This window comes from Sporosarcina sp. D27 (genome assembly GCF_000586555.1).
Lineage (GTDB): Bacteria > Bacillota > Bacilli > Bacillales_A > Planococcaceae > Sporosarcina.
In genome coordinates this window covers 26,537-49,095 of the sequence record NZ_AZUC01000017.1, presented here as the reverse complement: position 1 = coordinate 49,095, position 22,559 = coordinate 26,537, and the positions used below count along the sequence as shown (strand labels likewise).

General features: G+C 42.9%; 19 protein-coding genes. 18 read left to right on the top strand and 1 reads right to left on the bottom strand.

Features of this window, described 5'->3' with window-relative positions:
• The first annotated feature begins 5 nt into the window (after nucleotides 1–5).
• The 7 genes from N693_RS0105310 (at nucleotide 6) to N693_RS0105280 (ending at nucleotide 8,955) form a co-directional block, all read left to right on the top strand.
• Nucleotides 6–3,086 (top strand): DNA polymerase III subunit alpha, encoded by a 3,081-nt coding sequence (locus N693_RS0105310; RefSeq protein ID WP_025783768.1) that lies wholly within the window; start codon nucleotides 6–8, stop codon nucleotides 3,084–3,086.
• 165 nt (nucleotides 3,087–3,251) lie between these two features.
• Nucleotides 3,252–3,914 (top strand): FadR/GntR family transcriptional regulator, encoded by a 663-nt coding sequence (locus N693_RS0105305; protein ID WP_025783767.1) that lies wholly within the window; start codon nucleotides 3,252–3,254, stop codon nucleotides 3,912–3,914.
• Complete coding sequence (gene accD, locus N693_RS0105300) at nucleotides 3,908–4,771, top strand: acetyl-CoA carboxylase, carboxyltransferase subunit beta (RefSeq protein ID WP_025783766.1); 864 nt, start codon at nucleotides 3,908–3,910, stop codon at nucleotides 4,769–4,771. The genes N693_RS0105305 and accD overlap by 7 nt, the downstream gene beginning before the upstream one ends.
• Nucleotides 4,768–5,721: an acetyl-CoA carboxylase carboxyltransferase subunit alpha gene (locus N693_RS0105295; RefSeq protein WP_025783765.1), complete on the top strand. Its 954-nt coding sequence runs from the start codon at nucleotides 4,768–4,770 to the stop codon at nucleotides 5,719–5,721. Before accD ends, N693_RS0105295 begins: the two co-directional genes overlap by 4 nt.
• Before the next feature lie 38 nt (nucleotides 5,722–5,759).
• Entirely contained in the window at nucleotides 5,760–6,719 is a 960-nt protein-coding gene (gene pfkA / locus N693_RS0105290) for a 6-phosphofructokinase (RefSeq protein WP_025783764.1), read from the top strand.
• Between the two features lie 33 nt (nucleotides 6,720–6,752).
• The gene (pyk, locus tag N693_RS0105285) at nucleotides 6,753–8,513 is read left to right on the top strand and encodes a pyruvate kinase (RefSeq protein ID WP_025783763.1); all 1,761 of its coding nucleotides are present in this window, start codon (nucleotides 6,753–6,755) and stop codon (nucleotides 8,511–8,513) included.
• A 58-nt stretch (nucleotides 8,514–8,571) separates the two neighbouring features.
• Nucleotides 8,572–8,955, top strand: a complete 384-nt coding sequence (locus N693_RS0105280) for an FxsA family protein (protein WP_025783762.1) — start codon at nucleotides 8,572–8,574, stop codon at nucleotides 8,953–8,955.
• Here N693_RS0105280 and N693_RS0105275 read toward each other — a convergent pair.
• Entirely contained in the window at nucleotides 8,945–9,844 is a 900-nt protein-coding gene (locus N693_RS0105275; protein ID WP_256378126.1) for an AI-2E family transporter, read from the bottom strand. The genes N693_RS0105280 and N693_RS0105275 overlap by 11 nt on opposite strands.
• Before the next feature lie 267 nt (nucleotides 9,845–10,111).
• On the opposite strand from N693_RS0105275, the gene citZ reads away from it, so the two are divergent.
• The 11 genes from citZ to nrdR all read left to right on the top strand — a co-directional run bounded on the left by citZ (nucleotide 10,112) and on the right by nrdR (nucleotide 22,557).
• Nucleotides 10,112–11,227 (top strand): citrate synthase, encoded by a 1,116-nt coding sequence (gene citZ / locus N693_RS0105270; protein WP_025783760.1) that lies wholly within the window; start codon nucleotides 10,112–10,114, stop codon nucleotides 11,225–11,227.
• Nucleotides 11,228–11,296: 69 nt separating this feature from the next.
• On the top strand, nucleotides 11,297–12,565 hold the full coding sequence (gene icd, locus N693_RS0105265; RefSeq protein WP_025783759.1) for an NADP-dependent isocitrate dehydrogenase: 1,269 nt from the start codon (nucleotides 11,297–11,299) through the stop codon (nucleotides 12,563–12,565).
• A 303-nt stretch (nucleotides 12,566–12,868) separates the two neighbouring features.
• Nucleotides 12,869–13,807, top strand: a complete 939-nt coding sequence (gene mdh / locus N693_RS0105260) for a malate dehydrogenase (RefSeq protein WP_025783758.1) — start codon at nucleotides 12,869–12,871, stop codon at nucleotides 13,805–13,807.
• 102 nt (nucleotides 13,808–13,909) lie between these two features.
• On the top strand, nucleotides 13,910–14,389 hold the full coding sequence (locus N693_RS0105255) for a MaoC/PaaZ C-terminal domain-containing protein (protein ID WP_025783757.1): 480 nt from the start codon (nucleotides 13,910–13,912) through the stop codon (nucleotides 14,387–14,389).
• A gap of 1 nt (nucleotide 14,390) precedes the next feature.
• Complete coding sequence (locus N693_RS0105250; RefSeq protein ID WP_253271157.1) at nucleotides 14,391–15,113, top strand: response regulator transcription factor; 723 nt, start codon at nucleotides 14,391–14,393, stop codon at nucleotides 15,111–15,113.
• The gene (gene pnpS, locus N693_RS0105245) at nucleotides 15,110–16,543 is read left to right on the top strand and encodes a two-component system histidine kinase PnpS (protein WP_025783755.1); all 1,434 of its coding nucleotides are present in this window, start codon (nucleotides 15,110–15,112) and stop codon (nucleotides 16,541–16,543) included. Before N693_RS0105250 ends, pnpS begins: the two co-directional genes overlap by 4 nt.
• An 88-nt stretch (nucleotides 16,544–16,631) precedes the next feature.
• On the top strand, nucleotides 16,632–19,259 hold the full coding sequence (polA, locus tag N693_RS0105240; RefSeq protein ID WP_025783754.1) for a DNA polymerase I: 2,628 nt from the start codon (nucleotides 16,632–16,634) through the stop codon (nucleotides 19,257–19,259).
• Between the two features lie 10 nt (nucleotides 19,260–19,269).
• Nucleotides 19,270–20,142, top strand: a complete 873-nt coding sequence (gene mutM / locus N693_RS0105235) for a bifunctional DNA-formamidopyrimidine glycosylase/DNA-(apurinic or apyrimidinic site) lyase (protein WP_025783753.1) — start codon at nucleotides 19,270–19,272, stop codon at nucleotides 20,140–20,142.
• A gap of 14 nt (nucleotides 20,143–20,156) precedes the next feature.
• Nucleotides 20,157–20,747: a dephospho-CoA kinase gene (coaE, locus tag N693_RS0105230; protein ID WP_025783752.1), complete on the top strand. Its 591-nt coding sequence runs from the start codon at nucleotides 20,157–20,159 to the stop codon at nucleotides 20,745–20,747.
• 126 nt (nucleotides 20,748–20,873) lie between these two features.
• Complete coding sequence (locus N693_RS0105225; RefSeq protein WP_025783751.1) at nucleotides 20,874–21,896, top strand: glyceraldehyde-3-phosphate dehydrogenase; 1,023 nt, start codon at nucleotides 20,874–20,876, stop codon at nucleotides 21,894–21,896.
• 166 nt (nucleotides 21,897–22,062) lie between these two features.
• Complete coding sequence (gene nrdR / locus N693_RS0105220) at nucleotides 22,063–22,557, top strand: transcriptional regulator NrdR (protein WP_025783750.1); 495 nt, start codon at nucleotides 22,063–22,065, stop codon at nucleotides 22,555–22,557.
• The last annotated feature ends 2 nt before the right edge of the window (nucleotides 22,558–22,559 follow it).

The window sequence follows — 22,559 nt, the reverse complement described above, 5'->3', positions numbered from 1 at the left end:
AGACAATGAAGCTTGTTTATCCGCAAATTATTACAGGAGCCGACTTACTCAACGGCATAATAAAGCTTGACCGATTGGCTCCTCTTCTACAAAGAAGAGGGGCTGTTTCGGCTGCAATAGTGAATTCGACTCTTTCTGGAATCCGTTCGTTTTGGAAAGTGATGACAAAGTATGGCATTCACCCAGTCATTGGGCTTTCTGTAAAGATAGAACTACCGACTGGAGAAACGCCACTTTGTTACATCTATGCTAAAAACGAATTGGGGTTTCGTCAGATATTAAAGATAAGTAGTGCTGCCTCAACACGAGACGCTGAAAACTTACCTGAAAAATGGTTGAAATCCTATACTGCGAACTGCGCCGTCATTTTCCCGCTTACAGACCCCTCTTGGAACGAAATCCGAACTGAAGAAACGATCCAACGATTGAAAATGCAATGTAAAACTGAAGATCTACATATAGGCATCGCACGCCCCGCTGGAGTCATACATCCTGAAGAAACCGCTATTGAACAACTGGCGGCTTCAGAAGGTCTTACCATTGTTGCATGTAGTGAAGCTAGATTCATCGATCCTCAAGACGCATTCAGTTTCGAGACAGCGCAAGCGATTCGCGATGGCTACAAACTGAATGATCCAGCTCGTCCTGAAAATCTATACATAGACGCTTATGTGCCTGAGCAACAAGAATTGGAACAATGGTTTGTAGGCAAAGAGCACTGGCTTGAAAAGGCGGTAGAAATGTTATTAGGTTGCAATGTCCAATTGCCAGAAAAGCATTTACTCATGCCGGAATTTCCTGTTGGTGAAAAGATGACGGCAGCACAACTGCTTGAAATCCATTGTAGGAAAGGGTTGCAAAAAAGATTAGATCAGATTTCCAGTGCGTACGAGGAACGACTTCGGTACGAATTGGATGTCATCGTAGAAATGGGATATCAAGATTATTTCTTAATCGTAGAAGACTTCATTGCTTATGCAAAACAGAAGGACATTGAAGTTGGGCCTGGCCGAGGGTCCTCTGCGGGATCACTCGTTGCATTTTCGCTTGGGATTACTGCTGTAGACCCCTTGAAATATGGGCTGATTTTTGAGCGGTTTTTAAATAAAAGTAGAGTGACGATGCCAGATATTGACGTCGATTTTGCTGATACACGAAGAATGGAAGTTGTAGAGTATGTTGCGCAAAAATACGGGAAAGCACATGTCGCCCAAATAATAACGTTCGGTACATTATCTGCTAAATCTGTTGCACGCAATACAGCGAGGGTATTTGGATTTTCGAACGAAGATATGACTTCCCTATCTAAAATGTTGTCTGATGCTCCAGGGAGAACTCTTCAAGAGAAGGTGAGTCAATCGTCACAGCTGCAAACTTGGATTGAACAAGATGAAGTGCGTGCTCGCTGGTATACGGTATCTCTCGCGCTAGAGGGGTTACCTAGAAATGCTTCTACACACGCCGCAGGGGTCATACTTTCGCCAACGCCGCTCGTCGAAACCGTTCCGTTACAAAGTGGAGGAGATTCCATCTATTTAACGCAGTGGGCTATGAATGACTCGGAAGAAGCCGGACTTCTGAAAATGGACTTTCTTGGCTTGCGTAATTTGACTTTGCTTGACAGGATACGTAAAATGATTCGATTTGAAACAGGGGAGGACCTCTCACTAGATACAATCCCGCTTCATGATGAACGGACATTGGAGTTGTTCCGAAAAGGGGACATGTTAGGAGTCTTTCAGTTTGAATCACCGGGCATGCGCAAAGCACTCCGCGAAATTTCACCGGATGCTTTTGAAGATATCTATGCCATCAATGCCTTATACCGACCTGGTCCAATGGAAAACATTCCACTATATAGCAGGAGGAAGAAAGGACTGGAGCCGATTCACTACATGCATCCCGCTCTGGAGCCAATTTTAAAAGAGACGTATGGCATTATTGTTTACCAAGAACAGATTTTGCGGATAGCCGTTCAAATCGCAGGATTTACTCTAGGGGAAGCGGATTTGTTACGACGTGCAATCAGTAAAAAGAAACGAGATGTACTAATGGAGGAACGCGTCCATTTTACAGAAAGTGCACAGAGAAACGGTTTCCCTAAAAGTATTGCAGGTGATATTTATGAGCTAATTGTAAAGTTTGCTGATTATGGATTCCCGAAGAGTCATGCGGTTGCTTATTCGTTGATTTCCTACCAGCTTGCGTACTTAAAGGCGAACAAACCGGAATACTTTTATGCAGGATGTCTTTCCGTGTTAGCGGGTTCCCCGGAAAAGACGATGGAAATTATGCGTGATGTGAAAGCGAAGGGAATCCCTGTTCTTGGCCCTTCGATTACAAAAAGTAACTGGTCAGCGGTAACTGAAAATGGATCAATCCGACTTGGATTGAGCGCAGTAAAAGGAATCAGTTATCCATTTTATACATCCTTGAAACGAGCGCGACAGCAGGGAGTGACGCTGAAGACTCTGTTTGACTTGTCTGTTGCACTCGGGGCAGAGAACTTCACTGAAAAAACAATTCCGCCACTCGTAAAGTCTGGTGCGTTGGACGAATTCGGTCAAACACGCGAAGTGTTGCTCGCAACAATAGAAGCTGCACGAAAACATGCGCTCTTTGTAAGACCGTCTTCTGATGAAACAGACTTGCTAGCAGGGTTGATGAAAGGGATGGCGAGTCCTAAATATAGTCCAGGTGGAACGATGTCTGATATGCAACGACTTGACTATGAAAAAGAAACACTAGGATTCTACTTATCCGAACATCCAATTGCTTCTTTTAAAAAGCAACTAACTACTAAATCGAATCCGATCGCAGACGTCCTTGAAAAGTCATCTGGAACTAAGGTAGTACTGGCAGGGATGGTGTTGGAAGTGAAGCGGATTCGGACAAAAAAAGGAGAAGCAATGGCTTTTCTAGAATTACAGGATGAGACTGGAGAGATTTCATGTACGTTATTCCCTAAACAATATGCGGTCTGTAGCAGTGAGCTGAAAGAGCAGTCATTGCTCGTATTTCAAGGTACGGTGGAAGTGAGAAATGGCAAGCCGCAACTTGTTGTTCAGGAGATGGTTACATTCTAAACGAGTCTCTGATGGAAATCTTTTGAAGGATAGTGAAGTAAACAAATCCCTATACAATTGAAAAGGATTTCCGGATATCACTTTACGGCAGGCGTGCTTTTTTGTATGCTAATAAAGGATAGTGGTCTGACCACTTTAGAATGTAGCATAAAAAGGAGTTTGGACATGGAAAACTCTCGTCCATCATCGAAACGATTTCTGGATATTGTTTCGGATCTGCGTACGATCATTAAAGAAGAGGGTGCCGTCATTGGGGATAAGTTACCTTCTGAACGTGTGCTAGCGGATCGGTTACAAGTAGGTAGATCCACAATTCGAGAAGCACTCCGAAGTCTTGAACTTCTTGGACTGATTGAAACAAGAAGGGGAGAGGGAACGTTTCTCGCGGACTATAAAAAGCATCAGTTAGTGGAGATTCTTTCCACGTTTATCATGCAAAATCCACAATCCTTAAAGTCTGTGGATGATACGCGGCGAATTCATGAAAAAGCGGCCATTGAATGTATTTCCAATGATCCTGAACGAAGAACGCTTCCTGTATGGGGAAGCTTTTTAGCTAAATTGCAAGGGACCGAACCAATCATAAGGGAAGAATTGTTACAAGAGATTGTAGTGGTTTCAGAAAATCGCTTGTCATTGAAAATTTGGTTTTTATTGAAACAATATAGCCGCGTTCCGTATCATGAAACAATGGCAGAAGACGAAAAAGAAGTAGCAACGAATTTACTTAAAGAGATGATGAACGGTAATAGCCATCTAGCCGTTATGCGGTATACGGAATGGCTTGACATTGTCATTGGTGAAAGAAGGGGCGAACACGAATGCTAAGGGACCTATTTACAAATGTGAAAAAACAGCAGGCAATCATGCCGAATGCAAAATCTAAGAGCGATGTACCAGAAGGAATTATGACGAAATGTCCAGAATGTAAGCACGTTGAACCGACAAAAGAATTAGGCAAGCTCCTTAAAGTTTGTCCGAAATGTGATTTCCATTTTAAAATGACAGCACAAGAAAGAATTGATTCCTTAATGGATGAAGGAACGTTTGTGTCCATGGATGATCATCTCGCAACTGAAAATCCATTAGAGTTTCCTGCATACACAGCGAAAGTAAAAAAAGATGCGGAGAAAACAGGACTCAACGAAGCTGTGCTGACAGGTACAGGAAAGATTGACGGTAATGAAGTGGCAATCGCTATCATGGACGCTCATTTCCGCATGGGGTCCATGGGGTCAGTTGTGGGAGAAAAGATTACGAGAGCGGTCGAAAAAGCGACAGAGCTCGGAATTCCTATGCTTATCTTTTCGGCGAGTGGTGGTGCACGCATGCAAGAAGGCGTTCTGTCCCTTATGCAAATGGCAAAAACGAGTGTTGCATTAAACCGTCACTCTGAAAAAGGACTTTTATATATCTCTATAATGACCTATCCAACGACGGGTGGGGTTTCGGCAAGTTTTGCTTCTGTCGGTGACATTAATCTCGCAGAGCCAAAGGCGCTTATTGGATTTGCAGGTCGCCGGGTTATTGAGCAAACTGTTCGTGAAAAGTTACCTGAAGACTTCCAAACGGCTGAATTTCTACTAGCACATGGTCAGTTGGATGCAGTCGTCCATCGTGTAGACTTGCAGGATATGCTTTCTCGCATTATCCGACTTCATACGAAGGGGGAGGCAGCACAATGAAAAAGACCATGTCATTTGAAGAGCCTATTATAAAATTACGAGAAAAAATCCAGGAACTAAAAGAGTTCACTGAAACGAACGAAGTAGACTTGTCCGAAGAGATTCGGAACTTGAACGATCGTTTGATAAAGTTGGAAAACGATATATATGGCAACATGGAGACGTGGGAACGTGTACAAGTGGCACGCCATCCTGAGCGTCCGACGACGTATGACTACATTGGAGAGCTATTTGAAGATTTCATCGAACTTCATGGCGATCGTGCATTCGGTGATGATGCTGCGATAGTCGGTGGAATTGGTTCATTCGATGGAGAACCGGTTACAATAATCGGTCATCAACGTGGTAAAGACACAAAAGAAAATGTAAAGCGTACATTCGGAATGCCGCATCCTGAAGGATACCGAAAAGCATTGCGCTTGATGAAACAAGCTGAAAAATTCGGCAGACCAATCATTTGTATGATTGATACGAAAGGTGCCTATCCAGGGCGCGCAGCTGAAGAGCGCGGTCAAAGTGAAGCAATTGCTCGCAATCTTGTAGAGATGGCAAGTCTCACTGTACCTGTTATTTCTATTGTTATTGGAGAAGGTGGAAGTGGTGGTGCACTAGCTTTAGGTGTAGCAAATCGTATTTATATGCTTGAGCACTCTACCTATTCGGTCATTTCCCCTGAAGGCGCAGCCTCGATTCTGTGGAAAGACTCTGCGTATTCTAAAGAAGCAGCAGAGGCGATGAAAATCACTGCACCGGAATTGTTGAAGATGGATATTATTGACGAAATCATTCCTGAGGTATTAGGTGGAGGACATCGTGATCCGAAACAACAAGCGAAGAATATGAGAACAGTTTTAACAAACGCTCTGAACGAGTTGAGTAAGCTCGATGCTGATGGCCTTGTTCAAGACCGTTATGATAAATTCAGGAAGATCGGTGTGTTTTCTGAGTAATTTGTATGATTCTACTTTATTGTAAGGAGGGTTTACGGATGAAGAAAATCGCTGTATTAACAAGTGGTGGAGACGCGCCAGGTATGAATGCTGCTGTACGAGCTGTCGTCCGGAAAGCAATTTATGAAGGACTTGAAGTCGCAGGCGTTTATAATGGATACCAGGGTTTAATCGACGGGAAAATTGAACTTTTGCAACTTGGATCCGTCGGTGACATCATCCAACGCGGGGGCACCATGCTTCGGTCAGCGCGTTGTCCGGAATTCACTACAATCGAAGGGCGTAAAAAAGCGCTCAAACAGCTCAAAATGAATGGAATTGAAGGCGTCGTAGTAATTGGAGGAGACGGCTCATTCAGAGGTGCATTAGAACTATCGAAACTTGGTATTCCTTGTGCATGTGTTCCAGCTACAATTGATAATGATATTAACGGAACTGACTTCACAATCGGTTTCGACACAGCATTGAACACAGTTATCGATGCAATTGATAAAATACGAGATACAGCAACCTCCCATGAGCGGACCTTCATAGTAGAAGTGATGGGACGTAACGCAGGTGACTTGGCTCTATGGTCAGGTCTTGCAGGTGGAGCCGAAACCATTCTCATCCCTGAAGAAAAGTATGATTTACCGGATATCCTTGAACGTCTGAGACGAGGAACGCATCGAGGCAAAAAGCACAGTATCATTATTGTCGCTGAAGGTGTGATGTCTGCATCCTTGCTTGCTGAGAAACTAAGTACAGAAGAAGGTATTGATACGCGCGTTTCCGTATTAGGCCATATTCAACGTGGTGGCTCTCCATCTGCTAGGGATCGAGTTATTGCGAGTCAATTTGGAGCACGCGCTGTCGAAGCATTGAAAAACGGTGGCAAAACAGTTGCGATTGGCATGAAAAATCATCAGGTCATCGAATATGATTTAGCACGTGTATTTGATGGGGATTCTGAATTTGAGAAAGATATGTATACACTATCTAAAGAATTATCTATTTGATGTAAATCAGTGAAAAGGAAGTGGCCTGAACCAATGAGGAAAACAAAAATCGTTTGTACAATCGGTCCAGCAAGTGAATCACCAGAACGTCTTGAGCAACTAATCGATGCAGGTATGAATGTGGCTCGCTTGAATTTCTCTCACGGAGATCATGACGAACATCTTCAACGGATAAAAGCAATTCGCAAAGTAGCAGCTGCTAAACAAAAGACTGTCGGAATTTTACTCGATACTAAAGGACCGGAAATTCGAACGCATTCGATGGAAAATGGCCTAATCGAATTAACAGCTGGTCAAAAGATTGACGTTTCTATGCAAGAAGTCGTTGGGACGAAAGAGCGTTTCTCAATTACTTATGACCAACTAATTGACGATGTGGATAAAAACGATACGATTCTTCTGGATGACGGTCTCGTCATGTTGAGAGTACTAGATAAGAGTAAAGCTGAAGGACTGATTCACACTGAAGTGATGAACTCTGGGGAGCTGAAGAATAAAAAAGGCGTCAACGTTCCTGGTGTTTCAGTTCAGCTTCCGGGAATCACAGAAAAAGACAAAGAAGATATCCTATTCGGGATTGAACAAGATGTCGATTTTGTCGCTGCATCATTCGTCCAACGTGCAGAAGATGTATTGGAAATACGAGAACTGTTAGAAAAAAACAGTGGATCGAATATCCATATCATTCCTAAAATCGAGAACCAAGAAGGTGTCGATAATATTGATGCCATCATTGAAGTATCGGATGGTCTAATGGTCGCTCGAGGAGATCTTGGTGTGGAAATTCCGCCAGAAGAAGTTCCGGTTATTCAAAAGCAACTTATTAAAAAATGTAATCAAGCAGGTAAACCTGTTATCACAGCAACACAGATGCTCGATTCCATGCAACGGAATCCACGTCCAACTCGTGCAGAAGCGAGTGATGTTGCGAACGCGATTTTTGATGGAACCGATGCAATTATGCTGTCAGGTGAAACTGCGGCTGGTTTGTATCCTGTAGAATCTGTGGAAACAATGGTACGGATTGCGAACAAGATAGAAGAGTCTTTCGATTATCGTTCTTTCATCTCTACGCGTCGTAGAGAAAAGCACGGTAACTTGACGGATGCCATTGGACAAGCCGCTGCTTACACAGCGATTAACTTAAATGTGAATGCAGTGATTGCCCCTACTGAAAGCGGAACGACTGCTCGGATGATTTCTAAATATCGACCAGGATGTCCGATAATTGCTGTAACCTCATCTGAGCAAGTCGCTCGTCGTCTCACACTCGTGTGGGGAGCGTATCCAATTGCCGGAAGACGTGTCAGTTCGATTGACTCGATTCTTGAAGAATCGGTTGAAGAAAGTGTTAAACATAAGTATGTCACGCATGGTGATGTCGTTATCATTACGGCAGGAGTACCAGTTGGTGAAGCAGGTACAACGAATCTGATGAAAATCCATGTCATTGGTGATCTTCTAGCAAAGGGACAAGGTATCGGTAAATCTGTAGCGTATGGCAGAGCAATCGTTGCACGTACCGCAGCAGAAGCGGAAGCGTTCGATGCAGAAGGTGCAATCCTTGTGACGAATTCGACAGACCGTGATATGCTACCAGTACTTGAAAAGTGCGCAGGACTCATAACAGAAGAGGGCGGACTTACAAGTCACGGAGCAATCGTCGGATTGAATTTAGGTATTCCTGTAATTGTCGGCGTGAAAAACGCAACCGAAATTATCAAGCATGACAAAGAGATTACCATGGACGCTGAAACAGGCGTTGTATATAAAGGCCATGCTAAAGTTCTATAAACAAAAAACCGCTACCTAATTTTAGGATAGCGGTTTTTCTCAAAGAGGAGATATGAAGATGAAATGGTTACTGCTTCTTTTTTTAGTCGTTCCTGCAAGTGAACTCACATTACTACTTGTATCTGGAAATCATATAGGTGTTATGCCAACCCTCGCCATAATTGCTATTACTGGGATTGGCGGCGCTTATTTGGCGAAGCGACAAGGGTTTAGAGCGATTGTAGAATTTCGAGAACGAATGGCTGCAGGAGATCCTCCGGGGCCGCCGATCATAGATGGATTGTGTATTTTTGCAGGAGGTCTGCTGTTGCTAGTACCAGGTTTCATCACAGATGTGTTGGGTCTGCTATTACTCTTCAGCTGGCCGAGAAAAATGATTCGTCCCTTTATCATTCAACTAATTTACAAGAAGATGAAAAAAGGGACACTCATCATTCGATAAACTTTGGGTGGTGTCTGATTTTCATTGCTGTGAACAGAAGGAATGGTGTCAGTAAAATTCCTGGCAATCCGAACAAGTAAAACGAACTGGCAGTGATGAGAAATGCATGGACCGGTTTGACTCGGAAAGTGGATGCCCACAAGTATGACTCTGCGATTTGACGAGTCACAAGCGTCAGGATGTAGAGCAGCAGTAATGCTGAACCGAAAATAAAATTTCCTGTATAAAAATAAAAGAGTATCATCGGTAGAAGGAACAACCCAATTCCCAAGAAAGGCAGACTGTCAGCGAGGGATATTAGAAATGCAGTTCCGATGGGTGACGAAAACGATAGGAAAAAGAAACCGAAGCACAATAGTAGAAATGTAAGACAAACTAGACGAGCTTCAATGGAAATGAAATGACCGATGAGTTCTCCTGACTTTTTAAAAAGTCGATGTGCCTGACGCCGCATCGATGCTGGAAAGTAAACGAGGAACCAGAATCGGTCTTTTCCTGTTTCTCGTAGTGCAAAGAAAAAGGCGACCAGAAAGATAAAGAGAGTGAACACTTGTTGAAAGAGAACTCCTGTAAATGTGAACGTGTGTTCAACAAGAGTGTGACCTGCCGTTAAGACATTTTCTTTTAAAAACGTAATGGCAACACCTGACCAGTCCTGATTTCCGGTATAGGGTTCCAAATGACGCTCAGCAATTGGTAATGTGTCGATCAACCCTTGGATAGCCATAGTTGAAATCCCTACAACCAAACTGATGATAACTGACATGGCAACCAAAGTAGAAAGTGTTCTAGGTAAGCGCAGAACTTGATTGGTGAAGTTTACAACAGGGGCTGCGAAATAGGCTAGAATGATTGCGATACCAGCAGGGGGCACTAGAAATATAAAGATTCCACCGATTACTCCAGGTAAGAACGGGACAATGTACTGTTTAAAAAAGGTTGTATTATTCCACTTTTTGATAGAAATTCACTCCGATTTAATAGATTTCCTGGAAATCGCATGCATTTTCATTCACAAAACAGACAAAGTTGATTATAATGAGTTTTGTAAGCGTTTTTAGGCGGAAACAATATTAGCAGATCAGCCGACTGCCCAAACCGGTAGACAAAAAATCCACGGGTGGTTAGAAGGCTGCTGACTGAAGGAGAGAGTTTCATGACATCTACTAAAGGTTTAGAAGGAATTGTAGCGACACAATCCGCGATCAGTTCAATCATCGATGATACCCTTACATACGTCGGGTACGACATTGACGATCTTGCAAATAATGCAAGTTTCGAGGAAGTCGTCTATCTTCTCTGGCACCTGCGTCTACCAAATGAAGACGAGCTGGCTGAATTGAAGCAGCAATTGGCAGACAACATGTCCGTACCAGAAGAAGTGCTCGCTCATTTCAAAACGTATCCAATCAAAGACGTCCACCCGATGGCAGCATTGCGCACAGCAATCTCCTTATTAGGGTTATATGACGCGAAAGCTGAAGATATGTCCAAAGAAGAAAACTATCTGAAGGCGATTAAACTTCAAGCGAAAATTGCAACAGTTGTAACTGCATTTGCTCGTATTCGCAAAGGGCTAGAGCCAGTAGCTCCTGATACAACCCTTGGATATGCAGCAAACTTCCTTTACATGCTGAATGGCGAAAAACCAGAAGCAATTGAAATTGAAGCATTTGACAAAGCACTTGTCTTACACGCAGACCATGAGTTGAACGCATCCACATTTACTGCACGTGTTTGTGTGGCAACTCTATCTGATTTGTATTCAGGCGTAACAGCTGCAATTGGAGCACTTAAAGGTCCTTTGCACGGTGGCGCGAACGAACAAGTTATGAAAATGCTGATGGAGATTGGCGACGAAGACAAAGTGGACGAGTACATCCACAACAAACTTGCGAACAAAGAAAAGATTATGGGCTTTGGCCACCGCGTCTACCGCAAAGGAGACCCGCGTGCTAAGCATCTTCGTGAAATGTCCGAAAAGTTAACAGAACTACGCGGAGAAGGAAAATACTTCCGTATGTCCGAGCAAATTGAGAAAATCGTTACTGGTGAGAAAAAATTACCGCCAAACGTTGATTTTTACTCAGCTTCGGTTTATCATTCACTTGGGATTGATCATGATCTATTCACTCCGATTTTTGCGGTTTCCCGCATTTCTGGATGGATTGCGCACATTCTAGAGCAGTATGATAACAACCGTCTGATTCGTCCTCGTGCCGAGTACATCGGACCTGATATGCAAAAATATGTGCCAATCGATCAGCGCTAATTAGCAAAAATCTTTGGGGCGGTATATCATCATACCGGCCCTATACTTATGACTTTGGGAGGAATTATAATGGCTAATGAAGGTAAAATCACAGTAACAAACGGTGTATTAAACGTTCCCGATCACGCAACAGTTCCATTCATCATCGGTGATGGAACAGGTCCAGATATCTGGCATGCTGCTTCTCGCGTACTTGAAGGTGCAGTAGATAAAGCGTACAACGGTAAGCGTAAACTTGTTTGGAAAGAAGTGTTGGCAGGAGAGAAAGCATTCAACGAAACTGGAGAATGGCTTCCACAAGCTACACTCGATACGATTGAAGAATACCTAATTGCGATTAAAGGTCCTTTGACTACTCCAATTGGCGGTGGATTCCGTTCATTGAACGTGGCACTTCGTCAAGAACTTGATCTCTATACATGCTTACGTCCGGTACGTTACTTCGAAGGTGTTCCTTCACCAGTAAAACGTCCTGAAGACTGTGACATGGTCATCTTCCGTGAGAACACAGAAGATATTTACGCGGGTATCGAGTACAAAGAAGGTTCTGACGAAGTTAAAAAACTTATCAAGTTCCTACAAGACGAGTTCAATGTTAAAAACATCCGTTTCCCTGAAACTTCAGGACTTGGCATTAAGCCGATTTCTGAAGAAGGTACAAAACGTCTAGTTCGCGGTGCTTTGAACTATGCAATTAAAGAAGGCCGCAAATCTTTGACACTTGTACACAAAGGAAACATCATGAAATTCACAGAAGGCGCATTCAAAAACTGGGGATATGAAGTAGCTGAGCAAGAATTCGGCGACAAAGTATTCACATGGAACGAATACGACCGCATTAAAGATGAAAAAGGTACAGATGCTGCAAACAAAGCGCAATCTGACGCTGAAGCTGCTGGCAAAATTATCGTTAAAGATTCTATCGCTGATATCTTCCTTCAGCAGATCTTGACACGTCCGAAAGAATTCGACGTTGTTGCAACAATGAACTTGAATGGTGACTACGTTTCTGATGCACTTGCTGCGCAAGTCGGCGGAATCGGTATCGCACCAGGCGCTAACATCAACTACCTAACAGGACACGCAATCTTCGAAGCAACACACGGTACTGCACCGAAGTATGCTGGTCTTGACAAAGTAAACCCATCATCTGTTATTCTTTCTGGCGTTATGATGCTTGAGCACCTTGGCTGGAACGAAGCTGCAGACATGATCACGAAGTCAATTGAAAAGACAATCGCTTCTAAAGTGGTTACTTATGATTTCGCACGTTTGATGGATGGCGCAACTGAAGTGAAGACTTCTGAGTTCGCTGACGAGTTAATTAAAAACCTATAAGTTTACGTTACGTATTCGACAGGTACTAAATAAGTAAGAGACAAAAAGCAGAGCTTTAATTGTAGCCTCTGCTTTTTGTTTATATAAAAATAGGTTGACAGGGTTGATTTACGCTACAGACGGACGCTTTCCTAGGGGCTCGATCTCAGCCGCTTCCCTCGCTACGCTCAGTCCAGGGTCTTCGATCTTCGCTGATCCCTCAGGAGTCGCCGTCTTTCGCTTCAATCAACTGTGTATTTAGGTGAAAGTTACCTCATTGAAATTAGTGATTCACAAATTTCATTTCTGAAAGGGAGTTTTAGTATGTCTATGATTCGTAAAAAGGTTTCTGTTATTGGTTCTGGATTTACGGGGGCTACGACTGCGTTTTTGCTTGCTCAGAAAGAATTGTGTGACGTAGTGTTGGTGGACATCCCGAATATGGAGAATTCGACGAAGGGGAAGGCGCTGGATATGCTGGAAGCAAGTCCCGTGCAAGGGTTCGATGCATCCATCTCAGGGACTGCTGACTATGCAGACACTAAGAATTCGGACATTGTCATCATTACAGCGGGCATTGCGCGCAAACCAGGAATGAGTCGGGATGATCTTGTGCAGACGAACCAGAAAATCATGAAGGCTGTGACAGCTGAAATCGTGAAGTACTCACCTAATACAACTATCCTAGTCTTAACAAACCCAGTCGATGCGATGACATATACGGTCTACAAAGAATCAGGATTACCGAAAGAGCGGGTAATTGGACAATCAGGGGTTCTGGATACAGCGCGCTTCCGTACGTTCGTTGCACAAGAACTAAACGTTTCTGTGAAGGATGTATCTGGATTTGTATTAGGTGGTCATGGTGACGATATGGTACCACTCGTCCGTTATTCATCAGCGGGTGGTGTTCCAATTGCTTCATTGCTTTCAGCTGAACGAATTGAAGAAATCGTAAACCGGACGCGTAAAGGGGGGGCAGAGATTGTCAACTTGCTTGGCAATGGCTCAGCATATTATGCGCCAGCCGCTTCTCTAGTTGAAATGGCAGAAGCAATTCTTAAAGATCAGAAACGCATTATTCCTGCGATTGCCTATCTGGAAGGGGAATTTGGAATGGATGGGATTTACTTAGGGGTTCCAACAGTTCTCGGTAAAGATGGCATTGAAAAGATTATTGAGCCTGAGCTGACAGGTGAAGAGAAGCAGGCATTGAGTAAATCCGCAGACTCCGTGAAAGCGGTCATGCAAGTGCTCGCCTGATAGTCTAATAAACCGAGTAGTGACAGTAGACACTACTCGATTTATTTTTGTTTTATGATAGACTTTAAGAAGAAGGATAGTACCTAATAAGGGGGACTTTTTTTGATACTTGGTAAAAAGAGAAGAGTCGGAAGAGGGATTAACGATATTAAGGTTGGAGAGAAACTTAAATTGACTGAAAAGATTGAAGATAGAGATCTCCTGCTTTATCTCGGGTTGACGAACGATCCGAATCCTATCTATATTCAACATGATTTCGCTTCACAGACAGACGTTAAAAAACCGATTGTACCGACACTCATGCTGACTGGTATTATCACTTCGGCAGTTTCTAAATATTTACCAGGTCCAGGTTCCTATATTCTGGCACAGCATTTAGAGTTCCCTGTTCCTGTGTATCATTATGAAACTGTAGCGATCACATTGGAAGTTCAAAAAGTTCATACGGATGAGAATAGAATTGACATTTTTGTTAGTGCGTTTAACGAATCTGGTGATCAGATAATTACAGGATCTGTTAGCGTTGCGGCACCCGAATTAAAAGAAAAACAACTAACTTCACAATCACTGGATAATTTTTAATATGGATACAAATATGGATACGATAGAAGCGATTTCAACGAAAACGATATTAATTGTAGAAGACGACCCGTCTATTTGTACACTTCTTGACTACAATCTTAAACAGAATGGTTATCGTACAATAGTAGTTACGAACGGTTTAGAAGCCTTGGAAACAGCTACAAAGAACAAACCTGACTTAATAGTGCTGGATATCATGCTCCCAGGGATGGATGGTATCGATGTCTGTCGGAACTTACGGCAACGTAATGTGGAAACTCCTATTATCATGTTGACAGCACGAGGCGATGAGACTGACAAAGTATTAGGATTGGAGATTGGTGCTGACGATTACATGACCAAGCCTTTTAGTCCACGTGAGCTGACGGCGCGTGTAAAAGCGGTTTTGCGTCGCGCTAATGGTCCGAAGCAGCCAAGTGATAGTATTAGTATCAATGGATTGACGGTTTATCTCGAGCGCTATCAGACTGAACTGAATGGAGAACTACTAGAATTCACGCCGAAGGAATTTGAACTTCTTGTGCATCTTATGAAACACAAAAATCGTGTTTTATCAAGAGATCAGCTGTTATCCGCAGTGTGGAACTATGATTTTAGTGGAGATACTCGAATTGTCGATGTTCACATTAGTCATCTTCGCGATAAAATTGAAGAAGATACGAAAAAGCCACGTTCTATTAAAACTGTGCGAGGGATCGGTTATAAATTCGAGGAATATTCATGAAAAAAGAAGGTCATTCCTCAAGGATTCTACTAACAACTAGTGTTACACTAGTTGTCTTTTCAATTGTTTTGTGGATAGTCATCAGTCAATTTTTCAATGTAGTGGGCGCTAACGTAGATTCATCATTGGAGAAAAAATTTTTTCTCTACTTAACTGTGGTCATTGTTTTGTTTTTAACCTTAAGTTTGTTTACCGTATCGAGAGTCATCTATCATTTTACAAAACCAGTTGACGAACTAACACTTGTTGCAAGGAAACTCGCAAGCGGCGATTACAAAGCCCGCGCCAGCGTGAGTGAATTCAAGGATCTTGGGAATTTAGCTGTTTCCATTAACCAGATTGCACGGAATGGCCAGGAGACCCAAATTGTTAGGTCGATGGAAAAAGAGCGGCTTAAAACGCTAATTGAAAGTATCGGCAGCAGTTTACTGATGTTGGGCAGAGGAGGAACCGTTAATCTGATGAACGGGGTTTTTGCGCAAACATTCAATGCTTCCTCACTTGATGCAATTGGAAAATCCTATAAAGAAATCGGTTTACCGATAGCTGCCGAACAATTGATTGAAAATGTGTTTCTTTCAGAACAAGTCCATGAGCGACAAATCCGAATTCAACAAGAATATGGTCCTCTCGACTTGACGGTTTATGGTGCTCCCGTTATAGGACGACATGGGAATTGGCTGGGAATCATTGTGGTGTTCCACGATATTTCAAAGATCATTAAACTCGAAGAAGTCCGAAAAGATTTCGTTGCGAATGTTTCCCATGAATTACGTACACCTGTTACATCTATTAAAGGATTTGCTGAGACGCTGCTGGATGGAGCGCTTTCGGATCCTGATATTTCACGGGACTTCATCACCATTATCGAAAAAGAGAGCGGACGTCTGCATTCACTTGTGTCTGATCTACTGGAATTGTCAGGAATTGAGCAGCATGGGTTCACTCTTAACTTATCGGAAGTCAATGCTGCAACTACAATTCAGGAGGCTACTCAGCTAGTCTCCGGCAAACTTGCAGAAAAACAAATGACTATCGAGATAGAAGAGATGAGTGACTTAGTGATTGAGGCGGATAGCGGTCGCCTTATGCAAGTGCTTGTGAACTTGCTGATCAATGCTATCACGTATTCAAAGCAAGGGACAACGATTCGTATATCTGGAAAGAAAGATCATAATTCCGTTTTGATATCAATTGCTGACGAAGGCATTGGCATTGAAAAGGAAAAGCTACAAAGAGTGTTTGAACGATTTTACCGCGCTGATTTAGCGAGAAGTCGAGATTCAGGCGGTACAGGACTAGGACTCGCAATCGTCAAGCACTTACTTGAAGCGCACCATGGAAGTATTTGGGTGGAAAGTGAGCTTGGGGAAGGATCTGAGTTTTTCATGAAATTACCCATCCATCAGCACCTGCATTCAACGGAATAGAGAAGGACCTCGTCGTTTTCATTTCATCCTACCCTCGTGGTAAGATGGAAGAAGACGACGTTTTTTTATGAAGGAGTGGACGAGCTACGTGACGACTAAAAAAATTGTATTACTTGACGGGAACAGCTTGGCTTACCGTGCATTTTTTGCATTGCCGTTATTAACAAATGACAGTGGTATCCATACAAATGCAGTTTATGGATTCACGATGATGTTGCAAAATATTTTAAAAGAAGAGCAGCCGACCCATGTGCTCGTTGCTTGGGATGCAGGGAAGACCACATTCCGACATAGCACGTTCAGTGAATATAAAGGTGGGAGACAAAAAACTCCACCTGAGCTATCTGAACAATTTCCATACTTGCGTAAATTATTGACTGCGTTCAATATCCCACAATATGAATTGGAGAACTTTGAAGCAGACGATATTATCGGAACTTTGAGCCGTACTGCGAGTGAAGAAGGGGCAAAGACTGTTGTCATTTCCGGAGACAAGGACTTGACGCAACTTGCTACGTCTTCAACAACTGTATGCATCACGAGAAAAGGAATCACAGATATGGAACTCTATACGCCTGCACATATAGAAGAGAAGTATGGGATCGAACCCCTTCAAATCATCGATATGAAGGGCTTGATGGGAGATGCATCGGATAACATTCCTGGGGTACCTGGCATTGGTGAAAAGACTGCACTGAAACTGTTGAAGGAATACGGATCCGTGGAACACGTATACGAGTCTCTTGACGGAATAAGTGGTAAAAAGTTGAAAGAGAACTTGACGAATAACGAGGATCAGGCGTATATGAGTAAGCAGCTGGCCACGATTGAAGTAAATGCACCAATTACGATTGGCCTTCAGGATTTGTCCTATAGTGGTCCGGACGAAGAACAACTTACGTCATTGTATAAAGAACTTAAATTCACAACGCTTCTTGAAAAAATGGGCGTAGAAGGCGTTGAAACAGAGGCTGTTGAAGCGATTGAAGTAGAAATTAAACACAAACTGAGTGAAGCTGATCTTTCCAATCAGATGGCAGTCCACTTGGAAATGATGGACGATAACTATTTAACATCGGAACTTTTTGGAGTTGCTATGACAAACGGTGATAACGTTTTTTATGTACCCATGGATGATTTGAAACAGGATGTCGTGTTGAAGAAGTGGCTTGCTGATTCAGAGACAAAGAAATTCACGACAGATGCGAAAGCCCTTTTTGCAGCTTTGGCGGCAATTGACATACCTGTATCAGGAATCGATTTCGATTTAACACTCGCTGCGTATATTGTGAATCCATCATTGTCGTTTGACGATGTATCAGAAGCGGCTGCATCAGTCGGTTGGAATGGAATTCAGAAAGACGAAAAGGTATTTGGAAAAGGTGCTAAAAAAGCAGTTCCAGCAACTGAAGAAATCGCTCAGCATGCGGGTACCAAAGCCGTTGCGGTTTGGAATTTGTTTGAGCCTGTTTCTGAAAAACTTCGTCAGAACGAACAATACGAGTTGTATCATAATCTTGAATTACCGCTAGCAAAAATTTTAGGGAAAATGGAATCCACCGGTGTAAAAACGGATTTGGACACACTCCAAACAATCGGTACAGAATTGACAAGTCGACTTGAACATCTGGAAACTACAATTTACGAGTTGGCAGGACAGCCTTTTAACATTAATTCACCTAAACAGCTTGGAGTGATTCTTTTTGAAAAGATTGGCTTAACGCCAATTAAGAAAACGAAAACAGGCTATTCCACGGCTGCGGACGTGCTTGAAAAGTTAGCACCAGAGCATGAAATTATTGAACACATTTTGTTGTACCGACAGCTTGGAAAATTGAAATCGACGTATATCGATGGATTGTCGAAAGAAATCCATGAAGACGGTAAAATTCATACACGTTTCCAGCAAGCATTGACACAAACAGGAAGGTTGAGCTCCATCAATCCGAACTTACAAAACATTCCTATCCGTTTGGAAGAAGGACGGAAGATTCGAGCAGCATTTGTTCCTTCAGAACCGAATTGGATTATGTTTGCAGCGGATTACTCACAAATTGAGTTGCGTGTTCTTGCACACATTTCGCAGGATGAAAAACTAATCGAAGCATTCCGTGCAGGGGAAGACATTCACACGAAAACTGCGATGGATGTGTTCGGGGTATCTAAAGAAGAAGTAACATCGAACATGAGACGAGCAGCTAAGGCGGTTAACTTTGGAATTGTATACGGGATCAGTGACTATGGCTTATCACAGAGTTTGGATATTCCACGTAAGGAAGCTGCTGAATTTATCGACACATATTTAGCGAGCTTCCCAGGAGTAAAGCAATATATGGATGATATTATCATCGATGCGAAACAACGTGGATTTGTTTCTACGATGTTGAATCGTCGTCGTTATTTACCTGATATTACAAGTTCGAACTTTAACTTGCGCGGCTTTGCTGAACGAACTGCGATGAATACACCGATTCAAGGGACCGCAGCGGATATTATTAAAAAAGCGATGATCGATATGGACAAACGTCTGGAAACAGAAGGACTACAAGCTCGTATGTTGTTGCAAGTACATGATGAATTGATATTTGAAGCACCTGAAGAAGAACTGGAACAATTAAAGAAAATCGTACCTGAAGTGATGGAGTCTGCGTTGGAACTGGATGTTCCCCTAAAAGTGGATTCCGCTTATGGTGCAAGTTGGTACGACACGAAGTGAGGGAAGCCCGATGCCGGAATTACCTGAAGTAGAGGGAGTTGTACGCTCGTTAGCACCTGTTGCTAGTGGGCGTACAATATGTGATGTGAAAGTTTCAGAAACGGTATCAGCCTCAAAAGCTGCAGGGAAGGAAGCCATTGTAAAAGGCCAATCAGTTGATCAATTTTCTGCAGAACTTGCTGGATATAAAATCGAAGCTGTTACGAGGCGTAGTAAATATATCTATTTTCATCTCATCAAAGACGATACGTGCAGACTCCTTGTTAGCCACTTAGGAATGACTGGAGCCTGGTTCGTTGTGAATGCAATCACTGAAATCCAGGAGCAAAAGTTTCGAAATCATATACACGCAATCTTTCAGCTTGAAGATGGTGGTCTTCTAGTCTATTCGGATATCCGACGTTTTGGAGAACTTCGATTACTGACGTGTGAACAAGATCATCTCCCGCTTACATTGATGGCTCCCGAACCATTTGATGCAGATGCAGAAGAGTTTTTCATCACAAAAACGAATCAAGATAAATATGCAAAAAAGCCGATTAAAGAGGTCATCATGGATGGCCAGATCATTTCAGGCTGCGGTAATATTTACGCAACAGAAGCACTGTTTAGGATGGGGATCCATCCGAATCGAGCAGCAGGCAGGATTAGTCGCCACAGAAAACAACAATTGTTTAGAAAAATAGTTAACGTATTGGACGAAAGTATCCAAGCGGGAGGGAGTTCGATCTCCGACTATCGAAATATAAACGGTGAAGCGGGTTCCATGCAGAATCGTTTGCAAATGTATGGACGTAAAGTATGTCCTATATGTGGTTCGGAGACGGCTTCGATTCAAATCGCGAATCGGACATCAACTTACTGTAAAAAATGTCAACACTAAAAAGGAGCACACGGATGATTATTGGTCTAACAGGAAGTATTGCGAGCGGTAAAAGCACAGTCGCTAACCTTTTGAAAGATCGAGGTTACCCGGTAGTCGATGCGGACGAGATTGCCCGGTTGGTTGTGGAGCCTGGCAGTCCTGTGCTAAAGGAAATTGAAACAGTATTTGGGCGTGAAGTCATACGAGAAGATGGCTCAATGGACCGTGCGGTTATGGGGCAGCTGATTTTTGGCGATGACAAGAAGCGTGAACAATTGAACAATATGATTCATCCAGCAATACGGAAAGAGCTTATTGCGCAAAAAGAAGCACATCTGGCAGCGGGAGCGAAAACCGTCATTTTGGATATTCCATTACTATTTGAAAACAAGCTACATGATTATGTAGAAAAAATCCTAGTAGTTTCCGTCACTCCTGAAGTTCAAAAAGAGCGTTTGATGAGTCGGAATCAGTTATCAGAACAAGAGGCAGATTCAAGAATTGCCTCTCAACTACCTATGGAGTTTAAAGAACAGGGCGCTGATGCTGTGATTGATAACAATGGAAAATTAGTTGAAACCGAAAGACAAGTAGAGGACGTCTTACTGAACTGGCAAGTCTGAACCGGTTCTGAAAAATCAAACATTGTTCAATGTTGCACAAACTCTTTCCACGTGGCAAAATTGTGTTATACTAATTACGATATTTCATTAAACAGTATAACATCATACATATTGGGAGGACTTTTCATGACAACATCAGTAGCGATTAATGGTTTTGGTCGAATCGGCCGCATGGTATTCCGGCAGTTGATAGTAGAGGATGAGGTTACTGCTATTGCGATTAACGCCCTTTACCCACCAGAAACATTAGCACACTTGATTAAGTATGACACAACCCACGGAACGTTCGATGGCGATGTAGTAGTTGAAGAAAATGCATTGCTTGTCAATGGCAAGCGTGTAGAACTTGTCGCAGAACGGGATCCATCCAAACTCCCTTGGAAACAGCTTGGCGTAGATATCGTCATTGAAGCGACGGGTGTGTTCAACGCGCGTGACAAAGCTGCCCTTCACCTAGAAGCCGGTGCCAAGAAAGTAATCTTGTCAGCGCCAGGTAAAAATGAAGACATCACGATTGTCATGGGTGTCAACGATGAAAAATTAGACATTGATAAGCACGACGTTATTTCGAATGCAAGTTGTACAACGAACTGTCTCGCACCAGTCGCTAAAATCCTTAATGACGAATTCGGCATTGAAAACGGGTTGATGACGACTGTACATGCGTATACAAACGATCAAAAGAACTTGGACAATCCACACAAAGACCTTCGTCGGGCGCGCTCATGTGGTCAGTCCATCATTCCAACTTCAACTGGAGCAGCAAAAGCACTATCGCTTGTGCTTCCTGAACTTGAAGGCAAAATTCATGGAATGGCGCTACGTGTTCCAACTCCTAACGTTTCACTAGTGGATCTTGTGGTAGACGTGAAGAAAGATGTTACTGCAGAGCAAGTTAACGAAGTGTTCAAAAAAGCAATGGAAGGTCCTATGAAAGGCGTCCTTAGCTTAACAATGGAACCACTCGTTTCGATCGATTTCAACAACACATCCGATTCAGCAACCATTGACGGGTTATCGACTATGGTCATCGGAGATCGTAAAGTGAAAGTTTTAGCTTGGTATGACAACGAATGGGGCTATTCGGCACGTGTGGTTGACTTAACTAAAAAAGTTGCGAAAGAACTCCGCGCTAGTGTAAAAGCGTAATTTCCTATTGAAAGACTGTCCTTCTTGCTGCTTGAAAGAGCGAAAGAATCGGCAGTCTTTTTTGTGGCGGAAAACAACCTTAAACGCCACTCAAGTAATCACGGGTGTTGTGAAAACGCTCTCTCTGTTATACTAGATGAACTACAGAAAACCGGAGGAACGAATTATGAAATGTCCAGCTTGCCGATATAACGGAACGCGTGTTGTCGACTCGAGACCAGCTGAAGAGAACAGCTCTATCCGCAGACGCAGAGAATGTGAGCAATGCAACTACCGGTTTACAACTTTTGAAAAAGTAGAAGAAGCACCACTCATTGTCGTGAAAAAAGAAGGAACCCGTGAAGAGTTCATGGGTGAAAAATTGTTAAGGGGCTTAGTTCGAGCGTGCGAGAAACGTCCTGTTCCTTTGGAAGATTTACAAAATATCGTGGCATCCATCGAAAAAGAACTAAAAAGCAGTGGGGTTTCTGAAATTGCTTCTCACGATGTCGGAGAGATGGTCATGGAACGCCTTGCAGATGTCGATGAAGTGGCTTACGTTCGCTTTTCATCGGTCTATCGTGACTACCAGAACATCACGATGTTCATTGAAGAATTGAAGAATTTACAAAAAGGTCCCCTTCGTGAAAAGAACGGTTCAGAGGGACCTTCCGAAGTGTAAGG